This is a genomic window from Spirosoma gilvum, from assembly GCF_054776815.1.
Genome location: NZ_BAAHBH010000002.1, coordinates 653,168 through 670,466, shown reverse-complemented (window position 1 = coordinate 670,466; position 17,299 = coordinate 653,168). Strand labels below are relative to the sequence as shown.

At 47.1% G+C, this 17,299-nt stretch carries 16 protein-coding genes; 7 read left to right on the top strand and 9 right to left on the bottom strand.

The window, feature by feature from the left end; genetic code table 11:
* Positions 1-20: 20 nt before the first annotated feature.
* The 5 genes from ACYVFD_RS07505 to ACYVFD_RS07485 all read left to right on the top strand — a co-directional run bounded on the left by ACYVFD_RS07505 (position 21) and on the right by ACYVFD_RS07485 (position 7,181).
* Positions 21-2,003, top strand: coding sequence for a glycoside hydrolase family 97 protein (locus tag ACYVFD_RS07505; protein ID WP_461089176.1), 1,983 nt, complete (start codon positions 21-23; stop codon positions 2,001-2,003).
* Positions 2,004-2,272: 269 nt separating this feature from the next.
* The gene (locus ACYVFD_RS07500) at positions 2,273-3,010 is read left to right on the top strand and encodes an isoprenyl transferase (RefSeq protein ID WP_461089175.1); all 738 of its coding nucleotides are present in this window, start codon (positions 2,273-2,275) and stop codon (positions 3,008-3,010) included.
* Positions 3,011-3,216: 206 nt separating this feature from the next.
* Positions 3,217-5,772, top strand: coding sequence for an outer membrane protein assembly factor BamA (gene bamA / locus ACYVFD_RS07495; RefSeq protein ID WP_461089462.1), 2,556 nt, complete (start codon positions 3,217-3,219; stop codon positions 5,770-5,772).
* 139 nt (positions 5,773-5,911) lie between these two features.
* The gene (locus ACYVFD_RS07490) at positions 5,912-6,487 is read left to right on the top strand and encodes an OmpH/Skp family outer membrane protein (RefSeq protein ID WP_461089174.1); all 576 of its coding nucleotides are present in this window, start codon (positions 5,912-5,914) and stop codon (positions 6,485-6,487) included.
* A gap of 22 nt (positions 6,488-6,509) precedes the next feature.
* The gene (locus tag ACYVFD_RS07485; protein WP_461089173.1) at positions 6,510-7,181 is read left to right on the top strand and encodes an OmpH/Skp family outer membrane protein; all 672 of its coding nucleotides are present in this window, start codon (positions 6,510-6,512) and stop codon (positions 7,179-7,181) included.
* 381 nt (positions 7,182-7,562) lie between these two features.
* On the opposite strand, the gene ACYVFD_RS07480 is transcribed toward ACYVFD_RS07485, so the two are convergent.
* A complete protein-coding gene (locus tag ACYVFD_RS07480; protein ID WP_461089172.1) occupies positions 7,563-7,949 on the bottom strand; it encodes a hypothetical protein in 387 nt (128 codons plus the stop codon).
* A 142-nt stretch (positions 7,950-8,091) separates the two neighbouring features.
* A complete protein-coding gene (locus ACYVFD_RS07475) occupies positions 8,092-8,220 on the bottom strand; it encodes a hypothetical protein (protein ID WP_461089171.1) in 129 nt (42 codons plus the stop codon).
* A gap of 895 nt (positions 8,221-9,115) precedes the next feature.
* On the opposite strand from ACYVFD_RS07475, the gene ACYVFD_RS07470 reads away from it, so the two are divergent.
* On the top strand, positions 9,116-9,247 hold the full coding sequence (locus ACYVFD_RS07470; protein WP_461089170.1) for a hypothetical protein: 132 nt from the start codon (positions 9,116-9,118) through the stop codon (positions 9,245-9,247).
* A 129-nt stretch (positions 9,248-9,376) separates the two neighbouring features.
* Here the strand turns inward: ACYVFD_RS07470 and ACYVFD_RS07465 are convergent, their stop codons facing one another.
* From ACYVFD_RS07465 to ACYVFD_RS07440, 6 genes are all read right to left on the bottom strand, one after another.
* Entirely contained in the window at positions 9,377-10,180 is an 804-nt protein-coding gene (locus tag ACYVFD_RS07465; RefSeq protein WP_461089169.1) for a LytR/AlgR family response regulator transcription factor, read from the bottom strand.
* Complete coding sequence (locus ACYVFD_RS07460) at positions 10,177-11,211, bottom strand: sensor histidine kinase (protein ID WP_461089168.1); 1,035 nt, start codon at positions 11,209-11,211, stop codon at positions 10,177-10,179. The genes ACYVFD_RS07465 and ACYVFD_RS07460 overlap by 4 nt, the downstream gene beginning before the upstream one ends.
* Positions 11,212-11,249: 38 nt before the next feature.
* On the bottom strand, positions 11,250-12,278 hold the full coding sequence (locus ACYVFD_RS07455) for a S41 family peptidase (protein WP_461089167.1): 1,029 nt from the start codon (positions 12,276-12,278) through the stop codon (positions 11,250-11,252).
* A 33-nt stretch (positions 12,279-12,311) separates the two neighbouring features.
* A complete protein-coding gene (locus ACYVFD_RS07450) occupies positions 12,312-13,136 on the bottom strand; it encodes a hypothetical protein (protein WP_461089166.1) in 825 nt (274 codons plus the stop codon).
* Positions 13,137-13,649: 513 nt separating this feature from the next.
* A complete protein-coding gene (locus ACYVFD_RS07445; protein WP_461089165.1) occupies positions 13,650-14,339 on the bottom strand; it encodes a hypothetical protein in 690 nt (229 codons plus the stop codon).
* A gap of 14 nt (positions 14,340-14,353) precedes the next feature.
* The gene (locus ACYVFD_RS07440) at positions 14,354-14,710 is read right to left on the bottom strand and encodes a PadR family transcriptional regulator (protein ID WP_461089164.1); all 357 of its coding nucleotides are present in this window, start codon (positions 14,708-14,710) and stop codon (positions 14,354-14,356) included.
* A 183-nt stretch (positions 14,711-14,893) separates the two neighbouring features.
* On the opposite strand from ACYVFD_RS07440, the gene ACYVFD_RS07435 reads away from it, so the two are divergent.
* The gene (locus ACYVFD_RS07435) at positions 14,894-15,310 is read left to right on the top strand and encodes a PH domain-containing protein (RefSeq protein ID WP_461089163.1); all 417 of its coding nucleotides are present in this window, start codon (positions 14,894-14,896) and stop codon (positions 15,308-15,310) included.
* Between the two features lie 279 nt (positions 15,311-15,589).
* Here the strand turns inward: ACYVFD_RS07435 and ACYVFD_RS07430 are convergent, their stop codons facing one another.
* Positions 15,590-16,966 carry an alpha/beta hydrolase family protein gene (locus ACYVFD_RS07430; protein WP_461089162.1) on the bottom strand — a complete coding sequence of 459 codons (1,377 nt, stop codon included), beginning with the start codon at positions 16,964-16,966 and terminating at the stop codon, positions 15,590-15,592.
* Positions 16,967-17,299 lie beyond the last annotated feature (333 nt).

The following is a 17,299-nucleotide window of genomic DNA, read 5'->3' as shown; positions in this document are numbered from 1 at the left end:
TTTTGATGCCGTATTGGACGATGAAAACAACTAGCCTGTTTTTTTTGCTAGTCCTCCTGTTGATAAAGCCCGCCATTACCCGAGCTGACGTACGCGTTTCGTCTCCGAATGGCCGCATCGTTTTTATCTTCAACCTCACCAAAACTGCCCCCACCTATCGCGTCTTATTCAATCAAAAAACCCTGATCGACAACTCAACACTAACTCTGACATTTCAGAACAACGACCTGTTTGGCCCGAATCTGACCCAACAAAAACCAACCATCGAAACCATCGACGATACCTATGAACTGGTGGTGGGAAAGGTCAAAAAGGTGCATACGATTTACCGGGAAGCCGCCATTCCGCTGATTGAAAGTGCTACGTCAGGACGATTGGCCCGACAGATTATTTTATGGGTTCGTGTATTCGATGATGGGGTAGCCTTACACTATGAGTTTCCGAAGCAGGCCGGTTGGGACTCCTATATACTCACCGACGAGAATACCACGTTTCAGCTGCCCCAGAATCCAACGGTTCGGGCCTTGTTTTTACCCAATTTCACCACCTCACATGAAGGTCTTTATACCACTATTCCATTAGGTAAAATCAAAAATGATACCCTGATGGACATGCCTGCGCTGTTTGAATTTCCGAATAAAACCTATCTGGCTATCACCGAAGCGGCCTTGGTCGATTATGCAGGCATGTATTTGGTTAAAAAGAACAGTGTGCTAACCAGTCAACTTTCCCCCTTACCGGGCCAGAAAGAGGTAAAGGTAAAAGCCACACTACCTCATCAAACGCCCTGGCGGGTTATGCTCATTAGTGATCGGATTGGTGCTCTGATTGAGTCAAATCTACTTACCAGCTTGAACGAGCCCTGTACGATTGAGGATATATCGTGGCTCAAGCCCGGCAAGACCACCTTCCCCTGGTGGAACGGAAACATAACCCCCGATACGACCTTCGCCCCCGGCAACAACTTCGAAACCCAGAAGTATTACATCGACTTCTGTGCCGCTAACCATATTGATTATCACTCTGTGGTGGAGTATGGTCTGCACGAATGGTACGTCAATGATGGTGGTGGGTTTGTACCCGGCCCTAATGTCAATGCCGCTAAAGCCGTACCGGGACTGGATATGCAACAGGTGTGCGACTATGCCAAACGTAAAGGAGTGGGTATTCGGGTATGGGTGTACTGGTCGGCGCTCTATCCGAAACTGGAAGAGGTATTCACGCAATACGAAAAATGGGGTATTAGCGGCCTGATGGTCGATTTTATGGACCGCGACGATCAGGAAATGGTCAATATTCAAAACGAAATTCTCCGATCGGCGGTCCGGCATAAGTTGCACATTCAGTTTCACGGGGCCTACAAACCGACGGGTTTGCATCGCACCTACCCCAACGAACTCACCCGCGAGGCCACCCTCAACTACGAAACAGCCAAATGGAGTGGCCTGGATACGCCCGACCACGACATCATCTTTCCATTTACGCGACTACTTGCCGGCCCGACCGATATGCACCTTGGCGGTTTCCGGGCCGTACCCGATAAGCAGTACAAGATTCAATACACCCGGCCGCTTATGCATGGTACTCGCTGCCATCAATTGGCCATGTATGTCGTGCTCGAAAGCTACCTGAACATGGTATGCGATTATCCAGATGCCTACAAAGGCCAGCCGGGCTTCGAATTCATCCAGCAAGTACCTACCATCTGGGATGAAACTCGTGTGCTGAATGCCGAAGTAGGCCAGTACATCACCGTAGCTCGTCGCAAAGGAACCGACTGGTTTATTGGCAGTATTACTAACTCAACCGCCCGCGAGTTATCGGTTAAACTGGATTTTCTGTCCGAAGGCAACTATACAGTCGAACTTTATTCAGATGCTCCCGACGTAGCACAAAATCCGAATCATCTGATCCAGCAAACGCAGACGGTTGGCCGACTGGAAGTTGTATCGCTGAAATTAGCCGCCGGAGGTGGGCAGGTTATGCGGTTGCGAAAGCAATGAAGCCTTCTTCTGGCCTAAAGCGTCATTCTTAGGCTGCCGATTATTATTTAACAAAGAAAGTCGGAGCCAGAGCAACAACCTCTCGATGGAAATTCAAGCAAATGAATTCTTGCTCCTGCCTATTAAAATAAGTTAAGACGTTGGTACTCGCGTCATCTCTATTCTTTTGATCTAATAGAATTTAGTAACTTTGCAGACTAGGCAGTCGAACAAAGGCGATCTGAAGAGATATATCTTATCTTAATTCTTGTTAAAACTCCCCACTTGGGATGAAGGAACACATTAACCCGAGCAATCTGCCCCAGCACATAGCCGTTATCATGGACGGAAATGGACGCTGGGCAAAACGGCAGGGAGCAGCTCGGGTATTTGGTCACCGCAATGCCATCAAGGCGGTGCGTGAAGTTACGGAAGGATGCGCTGAACTAGGCGTAAAATACCTTACCCTATACGCGTTTTCCACCGAAAACTGGAATCGTCCGAAGTTCGAAGTAGACGCGCTCATGACGCTCCTGGTCCACACCATTCGGGAGGAAATAAAAACCTTGATGAAAAATAATGTGCGGCTAGCGACCATTGGTAACACCGAAAGTCTGCCAACAGACTGCCGACGGGAACTGGCCGAAGCTATCCGCGAAACAAGTCAGAATACAGGTTTAACGCTGATTCTGGCGCTTAGCTATAGTGGCCGCTGGGATATTGTGGAAGCCGCTAAAAAACTGGCTGAAGACGTACGGGATGGGAAACTGACTCCTGAACAAATTGATGACGCTGTATTTAGTCATCATCTGGCAACGGGCGAAATTCCCGACCCCGAACTAATGATCCGAACCAGTGGTGAGATGCGCATCAGTAATTTCATGCTCTGGCAACTGGCTTATGCGGAATTGTACATGCCCGATGTGCTCTGGCCCGATTTTCGGAAAGTCCATTTGCACGAAGCCATTGTCAATTACCAGCAGCGCGAACGCCGATTTGGCAAAACCAGTGAGCAGCTAGTTAAATAAGCCAACTGAACTCCAACCCTTTAGGGGTAAATGGAATCTAATCAACATAATGAATGAATATAAATGAATAATGGAAAATGTAAAATGAATAATGTTTCCTAATAGCCCTACTTATTCATTTTGCATTTTCCATTATTCATTCACCTAACGTGAATACCAACTTGGAACACCGTATAAAAATCATATTGGGAGCCGTTTGTCTGCTCATGAGCCTAGTACCTGCTCAGCTTCGGGCGCAGGTACGTGTGGGTATAGGTCGCGACAATACGCCTACGCCCGCTTCTACTGAAAGTAGCGATCTGCTCAACTACGCTAACCCTAAAGAATACGAAATTGTTGGTTTAACCGTAACAGGCACCCGTTATCTGGACCCCAATTCGCTGGTATCGCTGGCCGGGCTGAAAATGGGCGACAAAATCCGCATTCCGGGTGAGGCCGTCGGTTCGTCGGTGCGCAAATTGATGGAATCGGGTCTGCTCGACAACGTGGAGTTGTTTGCCACCAATGTCAGCGACGACAAAATCTCGCTGATGTTCCGCGTTCAGGAACGTCCGCGTCTTTATCGGGTTAACTTCGTCGGGGTCAAAAAAGGCGAGCAGGACAACCTGAAAGATAAAATCAAGCTCAACCTGGGTAAGATCGTAACCAACACCATCACCAAAAATACCCAGCTGGCTGTCCGCAAATACTTCGTCGATAAGGGGTATCTGAATACCAAAGTCAAAATTACAACCATTCCTGACAGTGCGCGTAACAATGCGACCATGCGGGTAAGCGTTGATAAGGGCCAGAAAGTTAAAATTGCCAAAATCAACTTCGAAGGACTGGATGAGATTGACGAGGATGCAATACGGATGAAGATGAAGAGCACCAAGGAAATGCGCTTCGGTCGACTCTTTTCCCCTTCAAAGTTCATCCCCAAAAAATACGAAGAGGATAAGCAAAAACTGCTTGAGTACTACAATAAGCTCGGCTACCGCGACGCAGCCATCGAGCACGATACGGTCATTAATAACGGGAGCCGGACCATCAGCATCAACATGAAGGTGAATGAAGGTCATCAGTATTACTATCGCAAAATCGATTTTTCGGGCAACTACCTTTACACGGCCGATCAGCTCCGTCAGGTGCTGGGTGTCAATAAAGGCGATGTATATAACCCGGAAGATCTGGAGAAACGCCTGAATGGCAATCCAGGGCAGGATTTGAGTTCGCAGTATATGGACCTGGGCTATCTGTATTATAATGCACAGCCCATTGAGCGAGCTATTGAAGGCGACTCGATTGACCTCGAAATCCGAATTTTCGAAGGAAAGCAGGCCACCATCAACAAAGTTATTCTGAACGGTAATACCAAAACCAGTGATCACGTGGTGATGCGTACCATTCGGACGTTGCCCGGTCAGAAATTCTCGAAAACCGCTCTGATTCGTACTCAACGCGAATTGGCAACTCTCGGCTATTTCGACCCCGAAAAGATTGGTATTAACCCCGTTCCCCAAAGCGATGGAACAGTGGATATTGAATATTCTGTCGAAGAAAAGCCGTCCGATCAGATCGAATTATCGGGTGGCTGGGGTGGTTACGTCGGTTTCGTAGGAACGCTAGGACTGACATTCAACAACTTCTCGGCCCGCAATATTCCGAACTTCAACGCCTGGAAACCACTGCCTGCCGGTGACGGCCAACGGGTACAGTTACGCTTCCAGGCCAACGGCAGCCAGTATCAGGTATACTCCCTGTCGTTTACCGAACCCTGGTTAGGCGGGCGCAAACCAAACGCTTTTTCAGTAAGTGCCAGCCATACGGTGTACCGGACGTTCTACGATCCACTGAACCCTTATAGTATCTATCAGAGCTTACAGGGTCGTACGCCAACAGGTTCCTATACAAACACAGCTATTACAATTGGCTTGGGTCGTCAGTTGAAGATTCCAGATGATTACTTCTCGCTGACTAACTCGCTTTCTTATCAACGATATGACCTGAACAACCTTGACCTATTCTATATTGGTTATAAGGATGGTATTTCAAATAACATTACGTTCAACACGACATTATCGCGCAATAGCATCGATAATCCGCAGTTCCCACGGAATGGCTCTTCGTTCACGCTGAGCGGTTCCTTTACTCCTCCGTATTCAGCCTGGCGCACATCCACTGCGGCCGAGGCACCAAGAGATAAATATAAGTTTGTCGAATACCACAAATGGATGTTCGATGCTAGCTGGTTCCAGACAGTGTTTGGCAAACTGGTCCTAAATGCCCGTGCTCACCTGGGCTTCCTGGGTAGCTACAACAAGCGCACTACGATTGGTCCGTTCGAACGCTTCGTATTGGGTGGATCAGGCCTAGCCGGCCAAGGGCAGTTTGCACTGGCGCAGGACATCATCGGTTTACGGGGTTACGACGACCGGAGTGTGTACACAGCCGACTACGACCGGGCTGTTGACCAAACGTCTCGTAGCCAGGGCGGTGTAGTATACAACAAATTCGTTGCTGAACTTCGCTACCCCGTTTCGCTGAACCCATCGGCCACCATTTTCGTACTAACCTTCCTGGAAGCCGGTAACAACTGGGCCAGTTACAAACAGTACAATCCGTTCGATCTGAAGCGATCGATGGGCTTTGGTGCCCGTATCTTCATGCCTGCCTTTGGTCTGATCGGTATTGACTACGGGTATGGTTTCGACAAGATTCCGGGGGTTAAAGACAAAGCATCGGGCCAGTTCCACTTTACAATTGGGCAGCAAATCAGATAAGATTTTAGACGGTTTGACGTTAAATGGATTTACGAGCCAGGCTACCGGAGCGGTACGGTTTTTGTAACGGTTTGTTCGCCAATTGCTCATAAATCCATTTGACAATCAACACCTTCCCGTAAAAATTACCTGATTCCTGATGAAAAAAGTCCTGTTTTTTGTATTTTTGTATGCTATTGCGCTAAGTATTCCTGCTCAGGCCCAGAAGTTTGGCTACATTGATTCGGAATACATCTTTAGTAAAATGCCTGAATACCAAAAAGCGCTCAGCGAAATCGACAAGTTTGCTGACAAGTGGTCAAAAGATATTCAGGACAAGTACGTCGACATTGAAAAATTGCAAAAGGCGTATCAGGCCGAAGAAATTCTGCTGACTGAAGATATGAAGCGCGATCGCCAGCGCGTCATCAGCGACAAAGAGCGTGAGGCTCGTGAGTACAACAACAAAGTCTTTGGCTATCAGGGGCTTTTGTATGAAAAAAAGAAGGAGCTGATGAAAGCGCCTATGGAATTGATCAATCGGGCAGTTGAAAAAATATGCCTGCAGAAAAAATTAGATTTCATGTTCGATAAGGCCTCTGATTTTGTTATGCTTTATACGAACCCCCGGCACGATTACTCTGATTATGTGATGGAAGAATTGGGGCTTGATACTAAACCAATAGCCACCCCAACCAATCCAATAAACAAAACAACCATAGTAAAACCGAAGTAAGCTAAAACAACTAAAATTCGAAATGAAGAAAAACCTCGTCATGGCGTTTGCTGCGGCCCTTCTGATGGGCGGTTTGAACGCACAGGCACAAGCCCCAACAACAACGCCCACTACGGCCTCCGCAGCGGGTCCGCTGAAGTTAGGCTATACGAACATCGATTACGTTCTGTCGCAAACTCCTGAAGCAAAAGATATTCAAAACCAACTGACCATCCAGCGTACGCAAACAGAAAATGAACTGAAGCGGATGCAGAAGGAGTTGGAAGACAAATACAGTGCCTATGAAAAAGGAGCTGCGCAGATGACGGATGTGATTCGGAAAGACCGCGAAACGGAATTGCAGAGCCTTCAGGCCCGAATTCAGGAATTCGGTCAAACCTCGCAGCAGTCGCTTCAGAGCAAGTATCAGCAATTGGTGAATCCTGTTGTTCAGAAGATCCAGAAAGCCATCGACGCTGTAGCGAAGGAAAGTGGCTTCCAGTATGTATTTAACCTGGACGCTGGTGCCAACACCATCCCCATTCTGCTGGTAGCTCCTGAAGAGAACAACATCACCGAACTTGTGCTGAAAAAATTAGGCATCGACCCTGCTAAAGCAGCCGCAGCTGCTAAGCCAGCTACGACAGGTGGCAGCACAGCTCCGACAACTAAGCCTGCTACGCCCGCAGGTGGTACAGCTCCTAAGAAAAACTAATTTTTCTTACCAATACAAAAGCGCTTTATCAATCTGGTAAAGCGCTTTTTTTATTCCCCTACTTTAAGAAACTGTCTGAAAACCCTATGGCCATAGAAAAAGGCATCCGATAAAAAGGGAATTTTGTAGCGACCAAACTTCAAAAAGCACTTCTAAGATGCCTTCAGTACCAAACTAATCGGACCGCCGACGTGGCAGAAAGCCCACAAAAAGTATCCCACTGAACTCTCTAATTAACAATGGAAACACCTAAAAGACAAGTCGGTGCCATGATGAACAGAAGGCTCAGATAACTATTTTCTGACAGATTCTTAGTAAGAAAACCCTTCAGCTTTTAACTGATCTAGTTGATACTTCAGTCTTGGGTAAGCTGCTGAGAAGTCATAGGTCTGATTGACTAAACCGTTTCAGTCGCTCATTGTACTGGTCGAGAAGCGCATCCGTAACCGAGCCAGCCTGTTCTAGCTCGAAGAGTAAAAAATCGGTTCGATCAACCCCCTCAAGCATGCCTTCAAACTTTAGTTCCCCTTCGACCCAAGTGGTTGTTTTTTGTAGTTCTTTGGCTTGAGCCAGTACCGCTTCTACAATGACCCTAGTCCGCTGGCTGCTTTGCGTGGTTAGTAATAGGGTTCGAACGAGCCTTGAGTAATCTTGATAGCTCAACTGGGGACCGGCTAATTCGGTATGCAGGCACTGATTAATCAGTGTATGAATCAGTTCTTTATATGGGGACAAGGCAAGATCTTCGGGGCGTAGGCGAGAAGTCACAGGTCAGTGGAGGCTTTTAGAAAAAACAGGCAATGAAACGGTTTTGTTGCCAAAGGGCAGGCTCTCATAGCTATTAATCCAATTCGTTGTGGTTGTTCATCTCCCATCAGCTGTCAAGTAAATTTACGGTCAGGGGAGCCAATCAAGGAGGATCATCTGTGGGAGGAGTGGGCTTTGTTAGCTCGTTCGACAAGCCAACAAAGCCCACGACAACTTTTACATGCTGCCGTTTCTGCTGGCCTTTTTGGGTATGGCGGTTCAGTGCCGGCATTGTCGACCCGATTTCTTTACGGTTGGCGTACTCTTCCTACTGACGGGCGTTGCACTCCAGGTACTCCTAAATCCCCCCCCTTCTGAACCCCCATGGACGCGACTACATTTACGTAGGACCCTTCTATTTCTTTGCCATCTGGCTTGGACTGGGCTTGGTGGCTATGGTCGATGTTGTCCGTGCGCTCATGCCACTTCTCTAAACCAGTTGCAATGCATAAGGCTCGTTGAACATCTTCCTAGTAATACCCGCTATCATAGCTAGTTGACAAGCGATCACAAATACTTAGAAAATTGATAGCGTCTTCTACGAGTTGTTTCTGACCGACTGATGGATCAGGCTGGGAGGTAGGCTGATCAGGTATATTTTCCATATCAATAAAGGTAAGCAAAAGGCCAATGAAAAAGCCCCATCCGCTGAAGGCTTGGGGCTGAAGAAACATAGTAGATATAAAACGGCAATTGAGGAGTTTTATTGTGCAGTATGAAACAGAAGCGGACTTATTTATCAATTTTTTCCTGAGCCAGATTAGCAAAACAGTGATAAATCGTTAATTAAAAATTCTCACTAACTCATGAGCCCTTAATAAAAGATACGTTGATTCGTGAGACGACAATTTGAGATTTTTGAACCTAAAAAGATTCTGTGTCTAATAAGGCCAGTACACAGTCACAATGAAATGGGCGTTTAAGAGTCGAGTCGGCTTATACACGCATTAGTGCTTCAGCTGATTAAGCGCTTAATTTAATGTGAAGTCAACACTATTCTCCAACTAATCGGATGCCGATCAAAATCGATACATAGCCGACAAAATCGGGTAGATGACAGAGTTTATTTCGGTTTTGGTAAGGGGGAGAACAACTTTGATCAAATCATTACTCAAACCTATTGGATCATGAAGATGCTGCTCCTGCTGCTGGGCCTGGTTTATTGTCAACCAATCGTTGCTCAACTCAATCGGATAGCCAAGACCATTCAAAAACAGGCTTTTCAAAAGCCCATTCGAAAAACCCAACACCTAGTCTGACTAGAGAATTTAAATGAACGGTATTAGTGCTTTAAAAACTAATCTTACCTGTTGAATTTAGTAAGGCGATTTAGACGGTTCGGCTTATTGCCTTCCGACGAAGCTTCGGTGTACCCTGCCCTTACCAGACTATTCACCTAACCACCGCCGAAACGCCATAGCCTTTTCCCGACTGATAATGACATCCTCATCGGACGATGGGCTGAGATCTACTTTAAGTTTACTGGTGAAATAGAAATGCACTTTCTGCACGGACTTATGACTGATAATAAACTGCCGATTTGCTCGATAAAACTGGCGGGGGTCGAGCGAGTGTTCCAGCTCATCGAGCGAATAGTCGATCGCATACTGCTTGTCAGACTGCGTTTTGAGATAGGTTAATTTATTGGCAGAGAAAAAATAAGCTACTTCCGCTACCTCCAGAGGCACTAATCGCTGACCCATGTGCACCAGAAATCGATCCCGAAATAAGGTAGTCGGGGGCTGGTACTGATTGATCTGGCGAACCAGTTCCTCTATTGGTATCAGCAGACTACTAGTGCCGCTGAGTTGGTTTGGATGACTGCCGCCATACGTTTGACGTAACTGCCGAAATTTATCCAGGGCTTTGGTGAGGGCTGCTTCTTCAATGGGTTTTAGCAGATAATCCACACTATTTACTTCGAAAGCCCGCCGGGCATACTCATCGTAGGCGGTCGTAAAAATAATTGGACTGGTTACCTTAACCTGGCTAAAGATGTCAAAACTCTGTCCATCGGATAGTTCGATGTCCAGTAAGATCAGGTCGGGACGGGGCGACTGGCGCAGATAGGCGACCGTTGTTTCAATGCTGTCTAATACCGTCAAGACAACAATATCGTCGCCTGCCCGACTCAGCATGGCTTTCAACTGGCGGGCGGCAACCGCTTCATCTTCAACAATCAGGATGTTCATGCCGGTGTAGTTTTAAGGAGTGGAACGGAGACCTGAAACGTTGTCTCGGTTTGATGGATAACGATATCGGCCTGGTTCAACAGCCGGTATTTAGCCGCAATGTTAGTTAGCCCCATTCGGTTCGAGACCACGGCGGATTGTTTGGGTTGTCGATTATTGACGACGACAACATTCTGGGCCGCATCCGTATAAATCCGAATCGTAAGTGGCTGACTGGAAGACACCCGGTTGTGTTTAACGGCGTTTTCGACCAGCATCTGCAGGGTTAGCGGGGGAATAAGGTAGGCCAGCAAGTCAGGTGCAATGTAGACCTCCAGGATTAACCCTTTTTCAAAGCGGGTTTTAAGTAGATCGACGTAAGCCCGTATAAACTCCAGTTCTTTCGTCAGCGGAATAACTAATTGCTCATTACTCTGTAACAAGTAGCGATATACCTGCGAGAGGTTGATGATGAAGGTGACGGCCTGCTCTTTTTCGTCCTCCATCACCAATCCCTGCAGGGTGTTGAGGCTGTTAAACAGAAAGTGCGGTTTGACCTGTTCGCGAAGTGATTCAAGCTGGGTTTGCAGGGTAATTTTCTTTAGTTTTTCGGCTTCAAAATAGGTCACCCGCCACTGTCGGTAGAGATACAATCCTTCATAGATAGCTGCAATGGGAATGACACAGAAGATACCCACGGCAATATTATACAAGTACCGCAAAGGAGTATAGTGGTAGCCCCAGATCATTGTCACATCGTAAATCGTTGAGGTGATCAGTCTGAACAGACCAGTGATCAGAACAAACCAAACTACCTGAAAGATAACCCGTTGCTGCGTCTGACTCAAGGTTGGATACCGCTTTCTCGACCGGTAAATGCCGTACCGACTAATGGTCCACAGCAGCGACACTTCAACTAAGCTAACGCCATAGTCGAGCCAGAAGGAAAGGCCGTGCTGCCGGTTAATCTGGTCGTAGAAAATCCAGTCGCCCAGCAAAGCAATTACCGGTATACCGACCAACCGGAACCATCGATCATTTAAACGAATCATACGGATAGGTTCTGTGAAACCAATATACGTGAGTAGGCTTAGCGGAGCAACTCAAGGGCCGTTTCCAGCGCCCGGTCGTGGCCCGCTTTTAGTTCTTCGGGCTTATTCGTAACGACCACTTTAGGCATAATACCGATACCTTCGAGGCTATGACCATTAGCGTCCCGTACGTCGGCAATAGGAACCCGGAAGCTCCAGCCATTGGGTAAATCACGCGTTACCGCGTCCGAAAAAGCACCGCCCGTTACGTCGCCTACCTGCGTTACGGTTTTGTTCTGAAGCATGGCCAGCATAAATGTTTCACCCGTACTGTAAGTCATTCTATTGGTGAGCACAACGATTGGTTTGATGTATTGAAAACGGCCGGCTGGCTCGGTGTAAAAACGCAGTTCGGGCCCAAAATCAGTATGTCGGGGACCATTGCGCAAGCGGGCGGTGAAGGCTAGGTGACGTTCCGTCGCAAATCGATTCGCGATGTATTGTCCTACCCGGTCTTCCCCACCCCCATTTTCACGCAGATCAATGACTAAGCCCTTTGTGTCCTGAAGGTAGGTTAGAACCGAATCCATTGTTTTCTCATACGTATCTATATTCTGTTCAAAGCCTTTCAGCAGTATATAACCCACCTTGTCAGGTAATTTGCCGCAGACAAATTCGCGGCTAATGGTTCGGCTTTCGGTCAGGTATCGTTTTACCACGGTGCCATCATAATCCGTTACCTGAGTACGTCCCAGAATGCCCCCATTGTACCAGGGTAGTTGCGTATTGGCAGTTGGTCGCAGATAAACGTGGTTATCATCGAGGTGATTGAGAAGAGCCACCAGTACCCGGTAGAGTTCCGCATCGGTCGTCTGCTGATTTACTTGCGGCCGATAGGTTTGATAGAGGGTGTTCCAGTCGAGGTTTTTCGGCTCAAAAGCCCCATACAGTTTATCATATTCACCCCACAGATGGTCGAAATTAGTGATGGGCGTATTGGGTAATTGGGGACCGATAAGTCGGTTGGAGCAGGAAGTGAACAGGGTACTAACCCACAACAAAAAGAAGAATGTGCGGAGATTTTTCATGGTCGTATTGTTCGTGGTCGTCTGTATTGTTACTTAAAAATGGACTTCGCCCTCCAGGGAGACAGAACTGGTCAGGGCGCGAATCGGGCGCGGGCCCGGATAGGATAGATAACGAGCACGGTACGTGGCTCCCATACTAAACCGTGGGCTGATGCGATATGAATACCCAAACTGTACGTTCATATTGCCCAGCCTATTCACTGTGGCGGGATGCGTACCCTGCTTAAAATAGGCGGTAACGTTATTGTCCCTCGCAGACTTAGGGAAGCTGGCCCAAATGGCGCGGGTGATCAAGCCCACAACGGCCATATCTACCCGTAAGGTCAGGCTGTGGTTTGCGGCAAACATATAATCACTCTGGATGATGGGCGACAGCGTGGCAGTATTGACGACCCAGGGGAAATTAGCCACTTCATCGGCATACAGCAGTGACTCCTGAAAAGAACCGCCTACCCAGGTAGTAAACCGGGTTGGTTCAGCCGGACCGATGCGCCGGAGGTAATCCACTTCGAGATTTACATGATACAATTCTGACGAAATCTGGTACGTATAGGAGTTGCCGTCGCCAAACTTTGTTGTGTACGTCCGGGCACCAAAACGCTGGGGGTTCATAGTACCTGCCCCACCGGACAGCCGCAGATTGAGGTGTGAATTTTCGGAATGATGACGATAGGATAGCCCAAACAGTGGTTTAACCAGACCGGTATACCGAAGCGGAGAGGCTTGCTCATCAAGTGAATGAAGCCGGAATGTGCCTATAGACAGCCCGATGCTGTTGCGGTAAGTTTGTGCCGAAGCGGTGAGTCCTAGCTGGGTTACACTAGCGAACAAAAGAAACGTTTTGACAAGTGCGTTCATTTAGACGATGTTGTTTGCTTGAGATCGCAAAATTGACCTGTATACTGCCCAGCTCAAAGATTTGGCCGATGAGGTGGAAAAGATCCATAGTCAACCTGAAAAGAGAAAGGCCGAACTGAAAATGAATTTCAGTTCGGCCTTTCTCTTTTCAGGTTGACTCATTCGCAATTGGAGGCTCTTTCCAGTCTATAGTTTCCTTCTTACTTCCCCGTCAATCGGCGGCCCGTTCGCGGCTCACCACGACTTCACCCGAGTAGGACGGGCTGTATCGTCAATTCAGGTTGTGGTCAAGGTCAAACTACAAATGGATCTGCTGCATAGCGTTGATGCTTGTCAGGAGCTGACGTTTAGCCTGGAAAACAAAGCAGGATAGTATTCATGAGACTGGTTTGTTTGGATAGATAGTGAAAAATCATTGTCTTGCAAAAACGCTCCCAACTGAGACGACGAGAGATTTGATTATCTATAATTCGGGCGTTTATTAAATCAGTAACCCGTTTGGGTAACTAGTATCTACCTGGTTTGGTACGACGAGTCAGGGGATGTTTGCATCGAGAAATCCAAGAGCCCCAGATACAAGGTAGCCGCCGTTGACCACAGGGCGGAATAAATTAAGCCTTTCACCAACAAGGACATCTCCAGACTACTAATGCCTGAATAAAGAAACAAAGTACCAACCCACAAGAAATACGTAAACAACCGGATCAACAAGGTGGGGAAGCGGACTACACCCACTTTCTTAAGCCGGGGAGCAACCCGTTGAAGTAAAAACCAGCTCAGCATCATAACCCATAGACCACTCACCCATTGAGCTGAATTCCATAGAATATTCTCTCCAGATGCCCCTAAAAAATCAGCCATGAAGCCAACATACAAGTTTGCAAACGTAACCAGGCTGACTACCAGCAGCGTTCGAACTCGTTTGGGCGTAGCGAATTGACTTTTCACCAGTGCCCACCAGTCCCGGAACAAACTTCTCAAAAACACCTTCCGATAGGTCCATTCCATCTTCTGGATGTGAGTGGGTCCACCAAAGTCATTAATCGTGTGCTGAAGGGCCTCCTCAAAAGAAAGTGAGTCGGCGATCCTGGCTTCCACGGAAACAACAAAGTGATCGGTCATCTCCTGGATAAAGACGGTTTCAATTAACTGACATTTCTGAGTCAGAAAGGTAGTAATGCGAGCCTGTTGGGCCTGTGTCATAGCGGTGAGGTTGATTAGGTAGTATGAAGAAGATTGAGATCACTGGGAGTAAGTATGCGTTGCAACTGATGGAGAAACAGCTCAATCTGAGCGAGTTTATCCACCGCGTTACCTTGTTGATCCTGGGCAATGGCATAGTATTTACGGGCTCGACCGTCGACGATTTGGGTTTTGGTGATCAGCATGCCATCGGCTTCAAGTTTGTACAAAGCGGGATAGAGAGCTCCTTCGGTAATTTTAAGCTGGCCATCGGTGAGTTGCTTTACTTTCTGGCAGATCTCATAGCCGTACATCCACTCGGTCTGGGCCAGCAGTTTAATGATGATGGCACTAAGACTGCCCTTAAGTAGCTGGTGCGAAGTAGTATTCATGTTTAAATATACTAACATTTTATATACTACTGATTCTTGGGTATAGTTTTTTATTTAAATCTCATAAACCGTTCACCACTGAAACAAATAATTAATGTTATTTTATTCATAGCTTCACTATTGTTGCCGCTTTTTCCTATCTTACTCTTAGGCAGCGATGCAGAACGATGAAAAGGTGAAACGATGAAAACTTATAAATCGAAAGTTGGGCTTGAGCTAGCGATTCCCTTAGCTGGTTTACTGGTTGCTATAGGTTGCTTAATGATTGTTAAAGGGCTTTGGGCCGGAGCGGGCATTATCTTGTTTGTTTCACTTTCGATTGCCCACCTATTTTTGACGACACACTATAAACTAGATGAGTACACGCTTAAAATTCAATCAGGCTTTTTCTTCCGCAAAGAGCTGCCTTATACTTCAATCAGAAAGATTATCGAAACCCGAAACCCCATCAGTTCCCCTGCTCTATCGCTGGATCGAATTGAAATAGTCTATAATCGATTCGATAGCGTGCTGATCTCTCCTGAGGATAAGATGAACTTCATCGCTGAACTGCTCCATCGAAAGCCGGACATTGAGGTTCAGCTAAAAAGTAAAGCATAAGTACAAGCGCTAAAGGAAGAGCTTTGGTTAACTTCACTGATAGTATCATAAAACGCTCCCTCATAAGACAAAGGTGATCAATGTGGTGTTTTACGCGATACAACCGACCTGTCGTACTTCCTCGGAAAGTACACAAATTGGCCTCGTAAAAATAGGGGGACAGACTGAGGCCAGTTAACTCGCTAAACGTTGAGTAGTTAATGAGTGAGCTAAATCCGGCGGATAGCATTGACGGCAACAAAATGAACCGGACCTGTACAGCTGTAGCTTAGGTAAACGTTAGTAAACAACTTGTTTGCTGACAATACCCGCATAACGGCTGGCAACCGCGTCAAGCTGGGACGGACTACCGTTTAACGTATGATCAAAAAACGCTGCCAATAGGCTGACGGTTGCCCGATGCGTTTTTGTTGGTACTTGACCAAAGCTTAAGGCGTAACCTGCCAACAGGCGGGCAGGAGGGGCTAAGAGGAGCGGCACATCCGTAAAACTGTAATGGTCGGCATCGGTCAGTTCGTAACGATGACCACCCCCAAATTGCTTGAATAACAACTGATTGCCGGCTTCATATCGGGCGAAACGACCGATTTTATCTTTATGACTTTCGATTAATAGAAACGGACGAGCCCCCCTCGATTTGGGCAATCCGCCGTACAGGGTGCCATCTATATTGACCGCTGCTTTAATTCGTGAATCATGAGCCATCGCAGCACCACCCGTGGCTCCCCCAAAGGAATGACCAGCGATACCAATCCGATTCAGGTCAAGTGAAGAGAAGAAAGTAGGGGAAGATTGTTTACTTTCTAATTGGTTGAGTACGAACCGCACATCGGCCACCCGGATGTCGAGCCGATTTTTCATAAAGCCAAGTCGGTCTGGAGCACCCGGTTGAAAGTTCTCAATCGTGGTGGCCAGTTTCCCGTTAGCTAGCCCAGTAATGGCTGATTCATAAGGATGATCCAGACAGAAAACCACGTAGCCATGACTGGCCAGGCCAACAGCAAGACTCGTATAAAACGCACGTGCGGCTCCATAGCCCGGTAGAAAAAGCACAACAGGCCATTTTTGTCGAGCTTTAGCGGGGGTTGCCTTCGATACCGCATAAGTATCCATTTGATCGTAATGGTCCAGTAAAAAGCTCGGTAGAACACTCACCCTGGGCGGCAAATTAGGCAACCCATCCAGATACATTGAGTGGATACCTTTTTCGTTGGGCTTTGCTGGATACCAGGCTTGGACAATGACATTTCGTTTGTCAAAGGGGTCTGTGGTTATTTGTTCAGTTCTGGTTGAATCCACCCAGCGAAAAACTTGGGTTCCCACAGCATACTTGCCTAAAGGTTCTGTTAAACTAGGGACAGGTAAAAACATAGCCCAAGGCATCAAGGCAACCACCAGCAACACCCCTAAGCTAATATGCTGAAGTCTTCGATAGGATACTGAGTTGAGATAGGCTATGATGATCAACAAACCGAGTTGCCAATAGGCTGGCATGTATTGCCAATAGAAACCTTTCCAAAACAATTGAATCACTACTAATAGGACCAATAAGCCAATTGAGCGGGTGAACAGGCTATTGGCCCGCTTAAAAGCGACTATTGCATAGACCGTCGTTAGTACCAGTAGTACCAAAATCAGGCAATCCAAGCTATTCATCGGTTCGTAGTTAAGATACTGCTAAGAGCTAAACCAAAAAGCATTCTACCAGATTTGATCCTTATCCATCGCGTTGAGGATACCTGTAGCGCTGATTACCCAGCAAAGCAGACTGATCAACTGAGGCAAGGGAAGGAAAAACTAGTCATCGTTAGTTGATACATTTAGGGCAAAGCTAGCCATAGGTTCAGCCAGGTGTTGTTGAAACGGACAAAAGGAACAAAGAGCGGATAATCGGTGGCCGTTTCAAGCAACCTAAGCTGTTCCGCTTTTACTGTTACTGGAGGTTGGCAAACGAAAGTGTACAGAGGCTGCATCTGTCGATCTTGCAGG